18 protein-coding genes are annotated in these 18103 nt (G+C 38.0%); 8 read left to right on the top strand and 10 right to left on the bottom strand.

Annotated elements, in window-relative coordinates; translation table 11 throughout:
* Positions 1–4: 4 nt before the first annotated feature.
* The 8 genes from ZA05_RS02390 to ZA05_RS02355 all read left to right on the top strand — a co-directional run bounded on the left by ZA05_RS02390 (position 5) and on the right by ZA05_RS02355 (position 7538).
* On the top strand, positions 5–1378 hold the full coding sequence (locus tag ZA05_RS02390; protein ID WP_082333650.1) for a glycosyltransferase family 2 protein: 1374 nt from the start codon (positions 5–7) through the stop codon (positions 1376–1378).
* Positions 1379–1702: 324 nt separating this feature from the next.
* Entirely contained in the window at positions 1703–2509 is an 807-nt protein-coding gene (proC, locus tag ZA05_RS02385; RefSeq protein WP_053990238.1) for a pyrroline-5-carboxylate reductase, read from the top strand.
* 1 nt (position 2510) lies between these two features.
* The gene (gene proB / locus ZA05_RS02380; RefSeq protein WP_053990239.1) at positions 2511–3284 is read left to right on the top strand and encodes a glutamate 5-kinase; all 774 of its coding nucleotides are present in this window, start codon (positions 2511–2513) and stop codon (positions 3282–3284) included.
* A 12-nt stretch (positions 3285–3296) separates the two neighbouring features.
* Positions 3297–4496, top strand: coding sequence for a glutamate-5-semialdehyde dehydrogenase (locus ZA05_RS02375; RefSeq protein WP_053990240.1), 1200 nt, complete (start codon positions 3297–3299; stop codon positions 4494–4496).
* A 139-nt stretch (positions 4497–4635) separates the two neighbouring features.
* Positions 4636–5010, top strand: a complete 375-nt coding sequence (locus tag ZA05_RS02370) for a hypothetical protein (RefSeq protein ID WP_053990257.1) — start codon at positions 4636–4638, stop codon at positions 5008–5010.
* Between the two features lie 79 nt (positions 5011–5089).
* A complete protein-coding gene (locus tag ZA05_RS02365; protein WP_053976055.1) occupies positions 5090–5953 on the top strand; it encodes an RNA polymerase sigma factor RpoD/SigA in 864 nt (287 codons plus the stop codon).
* Between the two features lie 146 nt (positions 5954–6099).
* On the top strand, positions 6100–6765 hold the full coding sequence (rpe, locus tag ZA05_RS02360; RefSeq protein WP_053990258.1) for a ribulose-phosphate 3-epimerase: 666 nt from the start codon (positions 6100–6102) through the stop codon (positions 6763–6765).
* A gap of 191 nt (positions 6766–6956) precedes the next feature.
* Positions 6957–7538 carry a hypothetical protein gene (locus tag ZA05_RS02355; RefSeq protein WP_053990241.1) on the top strand — a complete coding sequence of 194 codons (582 nt, stop codon included), beginning with the start codon at positions 6957–6959 and terminating at the stop codon, positions 7536–7538.
* A gap of 100 nt (positions 7539–7638) precedes the next feature.
* On the opposite strand, the gene ZA05_RS02350 is transcribed toward ZA05_RS02355, so the two are convergent.
* The 10 genes from ZA05_RS02350 to rpsO all read right to left on the bottom strand — a co-directional run bounded on the left by ZA05_RS02350 (position 7639) and on the right by rpsO (position 18032).
* Positions 7639–8220 carry a hypothetical protein gene (locus ZA05_RS02350; protein ID WP_053990241.1) on the bottom strand — a complete coding sequence of 194 codons (582 nt, stop codon included), beginning with the start codon at positions 8218–8220 and terminating at the stop codon, positions 7639–7641.
* Positions 8221–8411: 191 nt separating this feature from the next.
* Positions 8412–9077 carry a ribulose-phosphate 3-epimerase gene (gene rpe / locus ZA05_RS02345; protein WP_053990258.1) on the bottom strand — a complete coding sequence of 222 codons (666 nt, stop codon included), beginning with the start codon at positions 9075–9077 and terminating at the stop codon, positions 8412–8414.
* Positions 9078–9223: 146 nt separating this feature from the next.
* Positions 9224–10087, bottom strand: a complete 864-nt coding sequence (locus ZA05_RS02340) for an RNA polymerase sigma factor RpoD/SigA (RefSeq protein ID WP_053976055.1) — start codon at positions 10085–10087, stop codon at positions 9224–9226.
* 79 nt (positions 10088–10166) lie between these two features.
* Entirely contained in the window at positions 10167–10541 is a 375-nt protein-coding gene (locus ZA05_RS02335) for a hypothetical protein (protein ID WP_053990257.1), read from the bottom strand.
* A 139-nt stretch (positions 10542–10680) separates the two neighbouring features.
* Positions 10681–11880, bottom strand: a complete 1200-nt coding sequence (locus ZA05_RS02330) for a glutamate-5-semialdehyde dehydrogenase (RefSeq protein WP_053990240.1) — start codon at positions 11878–11880, stop codon at positions 10681–10683.
* A 12-nt stretch (positions 11881–11892) separates the two neighbouring features.
* Positions 11893–12666, bottom strand: a complete 774-nt coding sequence (gene proB / locus ZA05_RS02325) for a glutamate 5-kinase (protein WP_053990239.1) — start codon at positions 12664–12666, stop codon at positions 11893–11895.
* A 1-nt stretch (position 12667) separates the two neighbouring features.
* The gene (gene proC / locus ZA05_RS02320; RefSeq protein WP_053990238.1) at positions 12668–13474 is read right to left on the bottom strand and encodes a pyrroline-5-carboxylate reductase; all 807 of its coding nucleotides are present in this window, start codon (positions 13472–13474) and stop codon (positions 12668–12670) included.
* A gap of 324 nt (positions 13475–13798) precedes the next feature.
* On the bottom strand, positions 13799–15172 hold the full coding sequence (locus ZA05_RS02315) for a glycosyltransferase family 2 protein (protein ID WP_082333650.1): 1374 nt from the start codon (positions 15170–15172) through the stop codon (positions 13799–13801).
* Positions 15173–15362: 190 nt separating this feature from the next.
* A complete protein-coding gene (locus ZA05_RS02310; protein WP_053990236.1) occupies positions 15363–17606 on the bottom strand; it encodes a polyribonucleotide nucleotidyltransferase in 2244 nt (747 codons plus the stop codon).
* Between the two features lie 156 nt (positions 17607–17762).
* Positions 17763–18032 (bottom strand): 30S ribosomal protein S15, encoded by a 270-nt coding sequence (gene rpsO / locus ZA05_RS02305; protein WP_053990235.1) that lies wholly within the window; start codon positions 18030–18032, stop codon positions 17763–17765.
* Between the last annotated feature and the right edge of the window lie 71 nt (positions 18033–18103).

The raw sequence follows: 18103 nt of genomic DNA, 5'->3' as shown, positions 1-18103 counted from the left end.
ACAGATGGAGACAATTAAACTCACCCTTCACAAATTAAAGACCAACAGCGAAAATTCAAATAATAGACTAACCTTAATAAGTACCTTTATACTCATCCTTATCGGACTGTACTTTTTCTCAGTATTCCATTCCGATTTTGAACAATTTAACGAAGCCGGAAGGCGCAGCATGATAGGAGCTACGTTTCTTACTATCGCTTCTGTGCTATTTGCCTTTAAAATTTTCTATTTTCTTTTTATTGCCTACAAATATTTCAAATATAAACCAGTTGCTTCTGTAAGTGATGAAGAGCTTCCAACCTGTACCGTTATAGTTCCTGCCTACAATGAAAGTAAACATGTGTGGGATACTTTGATAAGTTTGGCCGATAGTGATTATCCAGAAGAAAAACTACAGATTCTAGCCATAGACGACGGAAGTTTGGATGACACTTGGGACTGGATGGTAGATGCAAAAAAGAGATTGGGAGATCGTTTGGACATATTCAAACAGCCAAAAAACCAAGGAAAACGTCACGCCTTGTACCGTGGTTTCAATATAGGAACAGGAGACATATTTGTAACCGTAGACAGTGATTCTGTAGTAGAGCCAGACACACTTAGAAACTTGGTAAGCCCATTTGTACACAATGAAGATTGCGGGGCTGTTGCAGGAAACATACGTGTTTTGAACAATAAAAAGGAAATGCTCCCGAAAATGTTGGACGTAAGTTTTGTAATGAGTTTTGAATTTGTTCGATCGGCAGAAAGCACTTTAAATTCCGTGTTATGTACTCCAGGTGCCTTGGCAGCATACAGAAGTACGGCTGTTCATGCATGTTTGCCAGAATGGATCAACCAAACCTTTATGGGGCAACCATCGGATATTGGTGAGGACCGCGCCATGACCAATATGATTTTAAAACAAGGCAAACATGTTTTGTTCCAAAGAAATGCAGTGGCCTACACCAACGTGCCAGAACAATACAAAGGGCTTTACAAAATGTTTATCAGATGGGGACGTAGTAATGTGAGAGAAAACATAGCAATGGCTAAATATGTATTTACCAACTTCAAGAAAGGTAATAAATTTGGTAGTCGATTGCTATTTCTTAGTCAATCCACAAGAATCTTGATGAGTTTTCCATTTGCTTTGTTCATGCTGATATTTGTATTGACCCATCCATTACTATTCCTAGGGTCTACACTTTTAAGCATTTTAGTAACCTCTACATTTTCGGTGATATTTTATTCCTCCAAATATGAAACAAAAGAAGCCATTTGGGCCTATACCTATAGCATCTTTTACACCTTTGGATTGTTCTGGATTACCCCTTATGCCCTAGCAACCGCCAGTAGAAGAGGCTGGTTAACCCGAGGATTGGCTGAAAAACGATAAGATTATGACATAAGGCAACTTTCGTAAAATTGAAAAAGAAAAATGCCAATATAGAAAAGCCCCGCAAAACAATGCGGGGCTTTTCTTTTTAAATCGAAGCGTTGAACTGCCAAATTCAGACAGTATGTCATAAAACTGAAATAATTTCACCTTGGTTAAATTTAAAATTTTATAACATTTTCCCTCAAACCTTCACAATACTTCAAACATATACTGCATAATTATCAAATTCACGATTTTTTAAATCCATTATTTTTTTTGGCACTTCCGCATGGTCCTTGTGGCTAATTAACCAAACAATATTGATAATCAATAACAAAACAAATGAAAGTATTAGTAATTGGAGCAGGAAACATGGGTTTAACGTATTCCGAAGGAATGGCGACCTCGCCTTTATTGGGAAAACATAAGCTTAACATCTATGACACTGACCCAAAAAAAATTACAACATTACAGAAAGATCCAAAATTTAAGGTGTATGACAATCTGGAAGATTGCTTACCCCACGCAGACCTGGTTTTTATAGCCGTTAAGCCATATCACAGTGAAGGGCTTTTTGAGCAAATGAAACCAATGATCAATGACAGCCAAATATTTGTATCCCTAATGGCTGGGGTTACCATTGACTTCATCAAAGAACATCTTGGGATATCAAAAGTAGTGAGGACCATGCCGAACCTGCCTGCCAAAGTAGGCAAAGGGGTTACCTCATACACAGAGTCTGAAACCGTTTCAAAAGTAGAATTGATTCTAGTAAGAAACCTTTTGGACACCACTGGCACCTCCATCCATGTAGATACAGAAAAGTATATAGATGCCTCAACAGGTATTTCCGGAAGCGGTCCCGCTTACGTTTTTTACTTCATGCAGTCCATGCTGGAGGCCGCCCAAAAAATGGGATTTTCAGACTACGACTCCAAAGTTTTGGTAAGCAACACCTTTGAAGGGGCCATTGAACTTTTCAACCAGTCCAATCTCTCTCCAGAAGGATGGATAGACCGGGTAGCTTCCAAAGGAGGCACAACTCAGGCAGCCATCGATTCCATGGAAGACAACAATGTAAAACAGTTAATTCAAGAGGCTGCATATGCCGCTTTTAACCGAGCTATTGAATTAGGAAAAGATCATTAATATGGACGATATAAAACGGATAGTTGTAAAAGTTGGGACCAACGTCCTAACCAACAAAGACAATAGAATTTTAGGCCCGATCCTAAGGGAATTGGTAAGGCAGATTGCCATCTTGTACGAACGGGACATCATGGTTATTTTGGTGTCTTCTGGTTCGGCAATTGCAGGAAAAGAGGTATTGGGAGATACTAAAATCACCGATCCTTCCATCAGGCGTCAGGTGTATTCCTCGGTAGGGCAACCAAGAATGATGCGCCACTACTATAGTTTATTCAACGATTATGGCATGCGATGTGCCCAAGTATTGGCAACCAAACGGGATTTTGATCCCGGTAAGCACAGAGAGAACATGATTAACTGCTATGAAGGTTTGCTCTCTGAGGGAGTCATTCCCATTGCCAATGAAGATGATGCCGTATCCTTGACTATGTCCATGTTTACAGACAATGACGAATTGGCCAGCTTGGTAGCCGAACTTTTGGATGCAGACAGACTGATAATACTTTCTGATACCGACGGGCTGTACACAGGACATCCCGACGACGAAAACTCAAAAAAATTGGATGAGGTTACCGTAGACCAAGACGTAGAGAAATATGTTAAGGCCTCCAACAAAAAAGAAGGCGAAGGCCGTGGAGGTATGGCCTCGAAATTGAGAATTGCCAAGGGCACTGCCAAGAAAGATATTCCCACATACATTGCCAATGGTAAACGTGAAAATGTGATTGTAGACATTATAGACGACAAAGAAGTGGGAACCAAATTCATTCACTAAAAACAAAAAAACATGAAACTTTTAAGTTCTGAAATAAAAAATAAGGTTCTCGAATCCATGATTAAAATTATCGACGGGAAACGTGAACAGATTTTGAAGGCGAATCAAAAAGACCTTGACGCTTTCAACAAAGATGACCAAGCACTTTACGACCGCTTGGTGGTGGACAACCATAAAATAGACGGCATGATACAAGCCATACAGGAAGTAAGAAACCAAGAAGATCCGGTTGGCAAAACCATTTCTGACCTAACTTTGGAAAGTGGTTTAAAAATAACCAATAAAACAGCCCCCTTTGGAACCATTTTAATCATCTACGAATCAAGACCAGATGTTACTATTGAAGCCGCCGTTTTGGCCTTTAAAGCCAATAACAAGATTTTGCTCAAGGGAGGGAAAGAAGCCCTGCAAAGTAATATAGTATTGAAAGAATGCTGGCATGAAGCTTTGGAGGAAAATGGCCTAAGCAAAGACTGGATCAAACTGCTACACTTACAGCGTGAGGAAACTAGGGAATTCCTAAAAAATCCAACGGAAAAATTAGACCTAATTGTTCCTAGAGGTGGTGAACGCCTTATCAAGTTTGTTAAAGATCATGCGAGTTGTGCTGTTTTAGTTAGCGGACGAGGAAACAACTTTCTATATGTTGCAAAGGACGCTGATTGGGACAAGACAGTTAAGGTCATCGTCAATGCTAAAACCAATAAAATTTCCGGCTGTAATGCTTTGGACAAAGTCCTTATCGACAAACACATTCCTAACTACGAAAACAAACTAGTTGAACTACAACAAGTTCTTTCAAATTTGAATGTTGATACCTTGGTAGATAAGAACATAGGGCAGGTAATTGAAAATGCCCCTACAGTTTCTAATGAAGACACTTGGTATGAGGAGTTTTTGGCTTTAAAGATTTTGTTGGCTGAAGTGAACGATGAAGATGAGGCCATTGAAATGATCAACAAATATTCCGGTGGACATTCAGCTGCCATTCTAACGGAAAGCAATGACAGTGCTGCCAAGTTTATGGAACAGGTAGATAGCGCAGCAGTATACCACAATGCTTCAACTCGATTTACCGATGGAGGACAAATGGGCGTTGGAGCTGAATTGGCGATTAGTACTGACAAATTACATCACCGTGGTCCGCTAGGCCTAAAACAATTGGTGACTAATAAATATTATGTATTTGGTGACGGTCACATTAGAGAATAATTTATAGTTCCTCCAATTAAAAAAGCCTCAATTGTTAATTGAGGCTTTTTTACGCCATTCAACTAAAAGCCAACCAATTATCAATGTTAAAGGCACTTCAAAATTTGTTTTTCTAATTTTTTTTGTTAAATTGTTAGCTATGATTTACACAGACAAAGATAAATATTCAGAATTTTTAAATGATTCGGTCGATTACCTAAAGCAACATGGTTTCGAGAACATTAAAGCCGACCTAGCGGGATATGAATCCCCGAAGTCCTACTCCAAAGTAGGAAGTGACATAGTAATTACTCCAGATATCGTTGCAGAAAAAGAAGGCCGAAAACATATTTTTGATATTGGTCTTAAATCTTCCAAACCAAACCTATTAAAATCCAAATGGCTATTTTTAAACACACTGAGCAACTTAAAATCACATAGATTCAGATTGATAACCACTAGGGGGCACTATAAATTCACCAACGAAATGCTCGACGCCATCAACCTAAATGACAAAAAACTGATAAAAATTTAAATCCTTGTAACATTTTATCGGGAACTTACGTATAACCACTTAGCAACTTTAAATTCACGCTTTAATTAGAGGATCTTAAATGAGACAACTTAAAATTACCAAGCAGGTTACCAATAGAGAAACTGCTTCATTAGACAAGTATTTGCAGGAGATTGGAAAGGTAGATTTGATTACCGCCGATGAAGAAGTAGAATTGGCTCAGCGCATCAAAGCAGGCGACCAAGTAGCTTTGGAAAAATTGACAAAAGCCAATTTGCGTTTTGTGGTTTCCGTAGCCAAGCAATATCAAAACCAAGGGTTAACCTTACCCGATTTGATTAACGAAGGTAATTTAGGATTAATAAAAGCAGCTCAAAGATTTGATGAAACCAGAGGTTTCAAATTTATCTCATATGCTGTATGGTGGATTCGTCAATCCATTCTTCAGGCTTTGGCCGAACAATCAAGAATTGTTCGTTTGCCTTTGAACAAAATTGGTTCCATCAATAAAATCAACAAGACATTTGCATTTTTGGAGCAAAGTCACGAACGTCCACCAAGTGCAGAAGAAATTGCCAAGGAATTGGACATGACAATCAACGACGTTAAAGAATCTATGAAGAATTCTGGCCGTCACGTAAGTATGGACGCTCCATTGGTTGAAGGAGAAGACTCGAATTTATACGATGTATTGCGAAGTGGAGAATCTCCAAACCCTGATAAGGATTTGTTACACGAATCGTTACGTACTGAAATTGAGCGCGCTTTGGAAACCCTTACACCTCGTGAAGCAGATGTAATTCGTTTATACTTTGGATTGGGAGATCAACATCCAATGACTTTGGAAGAAATCGGCGAAACTTTTGATTTAACGAGAGAGAGAGTCCGTCAAATTAAGGAAAAAGCAATTCGTAGGTTGAAACATACGTCACGAAGCAAAATATTGAAAACATATTTAGGTTAGTAATTAATGATAATTACGACTAATTTACGGTAACTAACAGTTACACATAACTGTTCGTTTTTTGATTGATGAAAGAACCCCCGGCTGATTACCGGGGGTTTATTTTTTTGACTACTTTTGCAAAAACTTTTATATACCTTAAAATCATGAGTTCTAAATTAATAGCGCCGTCTGTTTTGGCTGCCGATTTCGCCAATTTGCAGAGAGATATTGAAATGGTAAATAGCAGTGATGCCGATTGGTTTCATATTGATATTATGGATGGTGTCTTTGTTCCAAATATTTCCTATGGAATGCCAGTTTTGGAAGCTATTGCAAAACACGCAAAGAAAACAATCGATGTTCATTTAATGATCGTAGATCCAGATAGATACATCAAGACTTTCGCCGAATTGGGGGCTAATAACCTTACCGTTCATTATGAGGCCTGTACTCACTTACATAGAACACTTCAAGCGATTAAAGCTCAAGGAATGAAAGCTGGTGTAGCATTAAACCCTCATACAAGCGTTAATGTTTTAGAAGATACAATCAATGATATCGATTTGGTATGCATTATGAGTGTGAACCCAGGTTTTGGAGGTCAGAGTTTTATAGAAAATACTTACTCAAAAGTTAAGCTGTTAAAAGACTTGATTATCCGCAAAGGTGCAGATACAAAAATTGAAATTGACGGAGGTGTTACCAGTAAAAATGCAAAAGCTCTAATTGACGCTGGAGCCGATGTTTTAGTGGCCGGCAGTTTTGTTTTTAAAAGTGATGATCCTATCTCCACAATAAAGAACTTAAAAGCTACTGCAAATAGAAAGTAGTCCTCAACAGGAATCTTAACTATTCCTCAATTAAATCTCCCATTTTTATTTAATTGTATAGATTCTATTGAGAAAAAAGAGATTTATGTATTTTAACAATCAGAATACAATTTATGCTATTTTTAAAAATAAATACCTAACTTTATTCCTGCTTTTTACAGATTTTTAATACACTAGCAAACCAGACTAGAATGAAACAGTTTACAGTTATTTTATTCCTATTTATCGGGGTTTTTACCGCAAATTCACAAATAATGAGAGGAACAGCATATGACCATTGGGCCGTAAGTTTGGGCATCAACTTTGTGGACAACGATGGAGAACGCTTCAAAAGTCCATTTAAAACTAAAGATTGGAATACGGACTTACCCATCATGTTTGGTGTTGAACGAAAATGGAGCGAATTATTTGGAACAGAATTAGCCGTTTCCTTAAATAAAATTAGCGCAAGCAATCAGCAAGACTACCTAAAAATAGACAAAGACTATGTGTATTTTGCATTAGATATTAATGGTAAATTTTTCTTTGATCATTTGATTTACGAATCCCCTTTTAACAACTGGTTTGAATCCTATGCTATTCTAGGTGTAGGTGCTCCGTTTTTTGAAAACGATAGTAACGTCACTTTAAACACTGGTTTAGGATTTAATTTTTGGTTTGACAAACAATTTGGAGTTCGCATACAAACGGTTGGAAAATTTGCTGCAGATACGCAACCTATTAATAGTAATCATATTCAGCACTCCCTAGCATTCCTATATCTTTGGTATTAGATATTATCCAATAACATAATAACATATAAGATATAAAAAAGCCTTCATTTAAATGAAGGCTTTTTTATATCTTATATGTTATTATGTTATTGGATAATATCTAATACCAAAGATATAGGAATGCTAGGGAGTGCTGAATATGATTACTATTAATAGGTTGCGTATCTGCAGCAAATTTTCCAACCGTTTGTATGCGAACTCCAAATTGTTTGTCAAACCAAAAATTAAATCCTAAACCAGTGTTTAAAGTGACGTTACTATCGTTTTCAAAAAACGGAGCACCTACACCTAGAATAGCATAGGATTCAAACCAGTTGTTAAAAGGGGATTCGTAAATCAAATGATCAAAGAAAAATTTACCATTAATATCTAATGCAAAATACACATAGTCTTTGTCTATTTTTAGGTAGTCTTGCTGATTGCTTGCGCTAATTTTATTTAAGGAAACGGCTAATTCTGTTCCAAATAATTCGCTCCATTTTCGTTCAACACCAAACATGATGGGTAAGTCCGTATTCCAATCTTTAGTTTTAAATGGACTTTTGAAGCGTTCTCCATCGTTGTCCACAAAGTTGATGCCCAAACTTACGGCCCAATGGTCATATGCTGTTCCTCTCATTATTTGTGAATTTGCGGTAAAAACCCCGATAAATAGGAATAAAATAACTGTAAACTGTTTCATTCTAGTCTGGTTTGCTAGTGTATTAAAAATCTGTAAAAAGCAGGAATAAAGTTAGGTATTTATTTTTAAAAATAGCATAAATTGTATTCTGATTGTTAAAATACATAAATCTCTTTTTTCTCAATAGAATCTATACAATTAAATAAAAATGGGAGATTTAATTGAGGAATAGTTAAGATTCCTGTTGAGGACTACTTTCTATTTGCAGTAGCTTTTAAGTTCTTTATTGTGGAGATAGGATCATCACTTTTAAAAACAAAACTGCCGGCCACTAAAACATCGGCTCCAGCGTCAATTAGAGCTTTTGCATTTTTACTGGTAACACCTCCGTCAATTTCAATTTTTGTATCTGCACCTTTGCGGATAATCAAGTCTTTTAACAGCTTAACTTTTGAGTAAGTATTTTCTATAAAACTCTGACCTCCAAAACCTGGGTTCACACTCATAATGCATACCAAATCGATATCATTGATTGTATCTTCTAAAACATTAACGCTTGTATGAGGGTTTAATGCTACACCAGCTTTCATTCCTTGAGCTTTAATCGCTTGAAGTGTTCTATGTAAGTGAGTACAGGCCTCATAATGAACGGTAAGGTTATTAGCCCCCAATTCGGCGAAAGTCTTGATGTATCTATCTGGATCTACGATCATTAAATGAACATCGATTGTTTTCTTTGCGTGTTTTGCAATAGCTTCCAAAACTGGCATTCCATAGGAAATATTTGGAACAAAGACACCATCCATAATATCAATATGAAACCAATCGGCATCACTGCTATTTACCATTTCAATATCTCTCTGCAAATTGGCGAAATCGGCAGCCAAAACAGACGGCGCTATTAATTTAGAACTCATGATTTTAAGGTATATAAAAGTTTTTGCAAAAGTAGTCAAAAAAATAAACCCCCGGTAATCAGCCGGGGGTTCTTTCATCAATCAAAAAACGAACAGTTATGTGTAACTGTTAGTTACCGTAAATTAGTCGTAATTATCATTAATTACTAACCTAAATATGTTTTCAATATTTTGCTTCGTGACGTATGTTTCAACCTACGAATTGCTTTTTCCTTAATTTGACGGACTCTCTCTCTCGTTAAATCAAAAGTTTCGCCGATTTCTTCCAAAGTCATTGGATGTTGATCTCCCAATCCAAAGTATAAACGAATTACATCTGCTTCACGAGGTGTAAGGGTTTCCAAAGCGCGCTCAATTTCAGTACGTAACGATTCGTGTAACAAATCCTTATCAGGGTTTGGAGATTCTCCACTTCGCAATACATCGTATAAATTCGAGTCTTCTCCTTCAACCAATGGAGCGTCCATACTTACGTGACGGCCAGAATTCTTCATAGATTCTTTAACGTCGTTGATTGTCATGTCCAATTCCTTGGCAATTTCTTCTGCACTTGGTGGACGTTCGTGACTTTGCTCCAAAAATGCAAATGTCTTGTTGATTTTATTGATGGAACCAATTTTGTTCAAAGGCAAACGAACAATTCTTGATTGTTCGGCCAAAGCCTGAAGAATGGATTGACGAATCCACCATACAGCATATGAGATAAATTTGAAACCTCTGGTTTCATCAAATCTTTGAGCTGCTTTTATTAATCCTAAATTACCTTCGTTAATCAAATCGGGTAAGGTTAACCCTTGGTTTTGATATTGCTTGGCTACGGAAACCACAAAACGCAAATTGGCTTTTGTCAATTTTTCCAAAGCTACTTGGTCGCCTGCTTTGATGCGCTGAGCCAATTCTACTTCTTCATCGGCGGTAATCAAATCTACCTTTCCAATCTCCTGCAAATACTTGTCTAATGAAGCAGTTTCTCTATTGGTAACCTGCTTGGTAATTTTAAGTTGTCTCATTTAAGATCCTCTAATTAAAGCGTGAATTTAAAGTTGCTAAGTGGTTATACGTAAGTTCCCGATAAAATGTTACAAGGATTTAAATTTTTATCAGTTTTTTGTCATTTAGGTTGATGGCGTCGAGCATTTCGTTGGTGAATTTATAGTGCCCCCTAGTGGTTATCAATCTGAATCTATGTGATTTTAAGTTGCTCAGTGTGTTTAAAAATAGCCATTTGGATTTTAATAGGTTTGGTTTGGAAGATTTAAGACCAATATCAAAAATATGTTTTCGGCCTTCTTTTTCTGCAACGATATCTGGAGTAATTACTATGTCACTTCCTACTTTGGAGTAGGACTTCGGGGATTCATATCCCGCTAGGTCGGCTTTAATGTTCTCGAAACCATGTTGCTTTAGGTAATCGACCGAATCATTTAAAAATTCTGAATATTTATCTTTGTCTGTGTAAATCATAGCTAACAATTTAACAAAAAAAATTAGAAAAACAAATTTTGAAGTGCCTTTAACATTGATAATTGGTTGGCTTTTAGTTGAATGGCGTAAAAAAGCCTCAATTAACAATTGAGGCTTTTTTAATTGGAGGAACTATAAATTATTCTCTAATGTGACCGTCACCAAATACATAATATTTATTAGTCACCAATTGTTTTAGGCCTAGCGGACCACGGTGATGTAATTTGTCAGTACTAATCGCCAATTCAGCTCCAACGCCCATTTGTCCTCCATCGGTAAATCGAGTTGAAGCATTGTGGTATACTGCTGCGCTATCTACCTGTTCCATAAACTTGGCAGCACTGTCATTGCTTTCCGTTAGAATGGCAGCTGAATGTCCACCGGAATATTTGTTGATCATTTCAATGGCCTCATCTTCATCGTTCACTTCAGCCAACAAAATCTTTAAAGCCAAAAACTCCTCATACCAAGTGTCTTCATTAGAAACTGTAGGGGCATTTTCAATTACCTGCCCTATGTTCTTATCTACCAAGGTATCAACATTCAAATTTGAAAGAACTTGTTGTAGTTCAACTAGTTTGTTTTCGTAGTTAGGAATGTGTTTGTCGATAAGGACTTTGTCCAAAGCATTACAGCCGGAAATTTTATTGGTTTTAGCATTGACGATGACCTTAACTGTCTTGTCCCAATCAGCGTCCTTTGCAACATATAGAAAGTTGTTTCCTCGTCCGCTAACTAAAACAGCACAACTCGCATGATCTTTAACAAACTTGATAAGGCGTTCACCACCTCTAGGAACAATTAGGTCTAATTTTTCCGTTGGATTTTTTAGGAATTCCCTAGTTTCCTCACGCTGTAAGTGTAGCAGTTTGATCCAGTCTTTGCTTAGGCCATTTTCCTCCAAAGCTTCATGCCAGCATTCTTTCAATACTATATTACTTTGCAGGGCTTCTTTCCCTCCCTTGAGCAAAATCTTGTTATTGGCTTTAAAGGCCAAAACGGCGGCTTCAATAGTAACATCTGGTCTTGATTCGTAGATGATTAAAATGGTTCCAAAGGGGGCTGTTTTATTGGTTATTTTTAAACCACTTTCCAAAGTTAGGTCAGAAATGGTTTTGCCAACCGGATCTTCTTGGTTTCTTACTTCCTGTATGGCTTGTATCATGCCGTCTATTTTATGGTTGTCCACCACCAAGCGGTCGTAAAGTGCTTGGTCATCTTTGTTGAAAGCGTCAAGGTCTTTTTGATTCGCCTTCAAAATCTGTTCACGTTTCCCGTCGATAATTTTAATCATGGATTCGAGAACCTTATTTTTTATTTCAGAACTTAAAAGTTTCATGTTTTTTTGTTTTTAGTGAATGAATTTGGTTCCCACTTCTTTGTCGTCTATAATGTCTACAATCACATTTTCACGTTTACCATTGGCAATGTATGTGGGAATATCTTTCTTGGCAGTGCCCTTGGCAATTCTCAATTTCGAGGCCATACCTCCACGGCCTTCGCCTTCTTTTTTGTTGGAGGCCTTAACATATTTCTCTACGTCTTGGTCTACGGTAACCTCATCCAATTTTTTTGAGTTTTCGTCGTCGGGATGTCCTGTGTACAGCCCGTCGGTATCAGAAAGTATTATCAGTCTGTCTGCATCCAAAAGTTCGGCTACCAAGCTGGCCAATTCGTCATTGTCTGTAAACATGGACATAGTCAAGGATACGGCATCATCTTCATTGGCAATGGGAATGACTCCCTCAGAGAGCAAACCTTCATAGCAGTTAATCATGTTCTCTCTGTGCTTACCGGGATCAAAATCCCGTTTGGTTGCCAATACTTGGGCACATCGCATGCCATAATCGTTGAATAAACTATAGTAGTGGCGCATCATTCTTGGTTGCCCTACCGAGGAATACACCTGACGCCTGATGGAAGGATCGGTGATTTTAGTATCTCCCAATACCTCTTTTCCTGCAATTGCCGAACCAGAAGACACCAAAATAACCATGATGTCCCGTTCGTACAAGATGGCAATCTGCCTTACCAATTCCCTTAGGATCGGGCCTAAAATTCTATTGTCTTTGTTGGTTAGGACGTTGGTCCCAACTTTTACAACTATCCGTTTTATATCGTCCATATTAATGATCTTTTCCTAATTCAATAGCTCGGTTAAAAGCGGCATATGCAGCCTCTTGAATTAACTGTTTTACATTGTTGTCTTCCATGGAATCGATGGCTGCCTGAGTTGTGCCTCCTTTGGAAGCTACCCGGTCTATCCATCCTTCTGGAGAGAGATTGGACTGGTTGAAAAGTTCAATGGCCCCTTCAAAGGTGTTGCTTACCAAAACTTTGGAGTCGTAGTCTGAAAATCCCATTTTTTGGGCGGCCTCCAGCATGGACTGCATGAAGTAAAAAACGTAAGCGGGACCGCTTCCGGAAATACCTGTTGAGGCATCTATATACTTTTCTGTATCTACATGGATGGAGGTGCCAGTGGTGTCCAAAAGGTTTCTTACTAGAATCAATTCTACTTTTGAAACGGTTTCAGACTCTGTGTATGAGGTAACCCCTTTGCCTACTTTGGCAGGCAGGTTCGGCATGGTCCTCACTACTTTTGATATCCCAAGATGTTCTTTGATGAAGTCAATGGTAACCCCAGCCATTAGGGATACAAATATTTGGCTGTCATTGATCATTGGTTTCATTTGCTCAAAAAGCCCTTCACTGTGATATGGCTTAACGGCTATAAAAACCAGGTCTGCGTGGGGTAAGCAATCTTCCAGATTGTCATACACCTTAAATTTTGGATCTTTCTGTAATGTTGTAATTTTTTTTGGGTCAGTGTCATAGATGTTAAGCTTATGTTTTCCCAATAAAGGCGAGGTCGCCATTCCTTCGGAATACGTTAAACCCATGTTTCCTGCTCCAATTACTAATACTTTCATTTGTTTTGTTATTGATTATCAATATTGTTTGGTTAATTAGCCACAAGGACCATGCGGAAGTGCCAAAAAAAATAATGGATTTAAAAAATCGTGAATTTGATAATTATGCAGTATATGTTTGAAGTATTGTGAAGGTTTGAGGGAAAATGTTATAAAATTTTAAATTTAACCAAGGTGAAATTATTTCAGTTTTATGACATACTGTCTGAATTTGGCAGTTCAACGCTTCGATTTAAAAAGAAAAGCCCCGCATTGTTTTGCGGGGCTTTTCTATATTGGCATTTTTCTTTTTCAATTTTACGAAAGTTGCCTTATGTCATAATCTTATCGTTTTTCAGCCAATCCTCGGGTTAACCAGCCTCTTCTACTGGCGGTTGCTAGGGCATAAGGGGTAATCCAGAACAATCCAAAGGTGTAAAAGATGCTATAGGTATAGGCCCAAATGGCTTCTTTTGTTTCATATTTGGAGGAATAAAATATCACCGAAAATGTAGAGGTTACTAAAATGCTTAAAAGTGTAGACCCTAGGAATAGTAATGGATGGGTCAATACAAATATCAGCATGAACAAAGCAAATGGAAAACTCATCAAGATTCTTGTGGATTGACTAAGAAATAGCAATCGACTACCAAATTTATTACCTTTCTTGAAGTTGGTAAATACATATTTAGCCATTGCTATGTTTTCTCTCACATTACTACGTCCCCATCTGATAAACATTTTGTAAAGCCCTTTGTATTGTTCTGGCACGTTGGTGTAGGCCACTGCATTTCTTTGGAACAAAACATGTTTGCCTTGTTTTAAAATCATATTGGTCATGGCGCGGTCCTCACCAATATCCGATGGTTGCCCCATAAAGGTTTGGTTGATCCATTCTGGCAAACATGCATGAACAGCCGTACTTCTGTATGCTGCCAAGGCACCTGGAGTACATAACACGGAATTTAAAGTGCTTTCTGCCGATCGAACAAATTCAAAACTCATTACAAAACTTACGTCCAACATTTTCGGGAGCATTTCCTTTTTATTGTTCAAAACACGTATGTTTCCTGCAACAGCCCCGCAATCTTCATTGTGTACAAATGGGCTTACCAAGTTTCTAAGTGTGTCTGGCTCTACTACAGAATCACTGTCTACGGTTACAAATATGTCTCCTGTTCCTATATTGAAACCACGGTACAAGGCGTGACGTTTTCCTTGGTTTTTTGGCTGTTTGAATATGTCCAAACGATCTCCCAATCTCTTTTTTGCATCTACCATCCAGTCCCAAGTGTCATCCAAACTTCCGTCGTCTATGGCTAGAATCTGTAGTTTTTCTTCTGGATAATCACTATCGGCCAAACTTATCAAAGTATCCCACACATGTTTACTTTCATTGTAGGCAGGAACTATAACGGTACAGGTTGGAAGCTCTTCATCACTTACAGAAGCAACTGGTTTATATTTGAAATATTTGTAGGCAATAAAAAGAAAATAGAAAATTTTAAAGGCAAATAGCACAGAAGCGATAGTAAGAAACGTAGCTCCTATCATGCTGCGCCTTCCGGCTTCGTTAAATTGTTCAAAATCGGAATGGAATACTGAGAAAAAGTACAGTCCGATAAGGATGAGTATAAAGGTACTTATTAAGGTTAGTCTATTATTTGAATTTTCGCTGTTGGTCTTTAATTTGTGAAGGGTGAGTTTAATTGTCTCCATCTGTCGTTCTATCATTTTGTTAATACATAGGTTTTTAGATACTAGATGTACGGCGATGGATGTGGTTTAGATGTTTTTTTAGTTTATTTTAAGATAAAAGTTTTAAAACCGTAGGAAAGCGAATGTTAATAAAGAAAAAACCTCAAATAAATAGTTATTTGAGGTTTTATGATATAAAGAAAGAAGATGATTAGTCTCTCTTGTCTTCTCTTGGTTTTCTGTCATCACGACGATTGTCACGGTTGCGATTGTCGCGTCCACGGTTGTCGCGAGATCCTTTATTGTCTCTTGGAGGTCTTTCTTTAAACCCTTCTGGTTTTGGCAAGATGGCTTTGCGAGATACTTTTTCCTTTTTGGTTCTTGGGTCGATACCGAAGTATTTCACATCAAAGACATCTCCCATTTTCACAACGTCGCTCACATTTTCAGTGCGCTCCCAAGCCAATTCGCTTACGTGTAGCAAGACTTCGTTTCCAGGGGCCTCGGTATATTCTACTACGGCACCAAAATCCAACATCTTGATTACTTTTACTTCGTAAACACTGCCTACTTGAGGTTTAAACATCAAGGCGTCGATTTTAGCCAATACTTTGTCAATACCTTCTTGATCTGTACCAAGGATTTCCACAATACCTTCTTCGGTAACAGGATCTTCGTTGATAACGATTGTTGTTTTGGTTTCTTTCTGAAGTTCTTGAATTACTTTTCCTCCAGGTCCAATCAATGCGCCAATAAATTCGTTAGGAATTACTCTTGTCAACATTTTAGGAGCATGAGGTTTCACATCTGCATTTGGAGCAGTGATAGTATCTGTAAGTTTTCCAAGGATATGTAAACGGCCATCACGAGCTTGTTTTAAGGCTTTCACCAAAATCTCGTAAGACAATCCTTTTACTTTAATGTCCATTTGGCAAGCGGTAATACCATCGGCAGTACCGGTTACCTTAAAGTCCATATCTCCTAAGTGATCTTCGTCACCTAAAATATCAGATAAAACAGCGTAGTTTCCAGTTTCAGCATCAGAAATCAATCCCATTGCAATACCAGAAACAGGCTTGATCAATTGCACACCTGCATCCATTAAGGCCATTGTTCCGGCACATACAGTTGCCATGGAAGACGATCCGTTACTTTCCAATACTTCAGAAACTACACGTACAGTATAAGGGCAATCCTCAGGAACCATACGCTTAAGGGCACGTTGTGCCAAGTTTCCGTGTCCTACCTCACGACGAGACGTTCCTCTAATTGGGCGAGCCTCTCCAGTTGAGAAAGGAGGGAAGTTGTAGTGTAAATAGAAGCGCTCTTCACCTTCAAAAGACGGCATGTCAATCATGTTCGCTTCTCTTGAAGTTCCCAAAGTAACAGTAGCCAAGGCTTGAGTTTCCCCACGTGTGAATATGGAAGAACCATGTGTAGATGGTAAATAATCTACTTCGCACCAAATTGGACGGATGTCTGTAGTTTTACGTCCATCCAAACGCAATCCTTCGTTTAAGGTCAAGTCTCTTACGGCAGCTTTTTCAGCTTTGCTGTAATATTTTGAAACCAATCCTCCTATATCTTCTAATTCTTCCTCTGTGAACGTTGCTAAAATTTCTTCCTTGATTTCGGCAAAAGCAGCGCCTCTTTCGTGTTTTGAAGAACCTGCTTTGGCTACGGCATAAACTTTGTCGTAAGCCATATCGTGAATTTTCTTAGCCAATTCTTCATCTTCTCTTTCCGGATCATATTCACGAGTTTCTTTCTTACCAAAAGCCTCAGCTAATTTTAATTGAGCCTCACACTGAACTTTTATAGCAGCATGTGCAAACTCGATAGCCTCCACCATTTCTTCTTCAGAAATTTCACTCATTTCACCTTCAACCATCATTACGGAATCAGCAGAAGCACCAATCACCATATCGATATCTGAAGCTTCCAATTGCGATAAGCTAGGGTTGATGATCAATTGTCCGTCAACACGTCCTACGCGTACTTCTGAAATTGCAGTTTCAAATGGGATGTCTGACAATTGAATGGCAGCAGATGCAGCCAAACCAGCCATGGCATCTGGCATTACCTCTTCGTCATGAGACATTAACTGAATCATTACTTGGGTTTCGGCATGGTAATCTTTTGGGAATAGTGGACGCAATACACGGTCCACCAAACGCATGGTCAAAACTTCACCGTCACTTGGTCTTGCTTCTCTTTTGAAGAACCCACCTGGGTAACGTCCTGCGGCTGCGAATTTTTCGCGGTAATCTACCGTAAGCGGTAAAAAGTCTACATCACTTTGTTGGTAATTGGAAACAACAGTACATAATAGCATGCATTTTCCTGATTGAACAACGACCGAACCATGGGCTTGTTTTGCCAATTTTCCGGTTTCGATAGAGATTTCTCTTCCATCTCCAAGGTCGATGACCTCTCTAAAAACTTGTGGAATCATAAATATTTTATTCTAATTAAACAATGGTCGTTGTGTTGTTGTAGTTGTTGTGATGACCAATGAAAAACTATTATGAGCTTCTTATGCGAATTTTTAACTCTTTCGCTTGAGCTAATATATAAATAAAAAAAAGAGGCATAAAGCCTCTTTTTACAATTATTTTCTTAATCCTAATTCTTTTACGATAGCACGGTATCTTAAGATATCTTTCTTAGTCAAATAATCTAGCAAAGAACGACGCTTACCTACCAATTTTACCAAAGAACGCTCTGTGTTAAAATCTTTACGATTCTTTTTTAAGTGTTCTGTTAAGTGGTTAATTCTGTAGGTGAACAATGCAATTTGCCCCTCAGCACTCCCTGTGTCATTTTTTCCAGTTCCGTACTTTTCGAAGATTTCTTCTTTCTTTTCTTTACTTAAATACATTCCAATATTGTTTTAATGATTTTTATGTACTATGAAAGGGTTTCTTTCAAGCGGCAAATATAGTAATTTTA

The sequence above is a fragment of the Mangrovimonas sp. TPBH4 genome, from assembly GCF_001280505.1.
Lineage (GTDB): Bacteria > Bacteroidota > Bacteroidia > Flavobacteriales > Flavobacteriaceae > Mangrovimonas_A.
The sequence above is the reverse complement of the archived record's forward strand: the minus strand, read 5'-3'. Positions and strand labels throughout refer to the sequence as shown.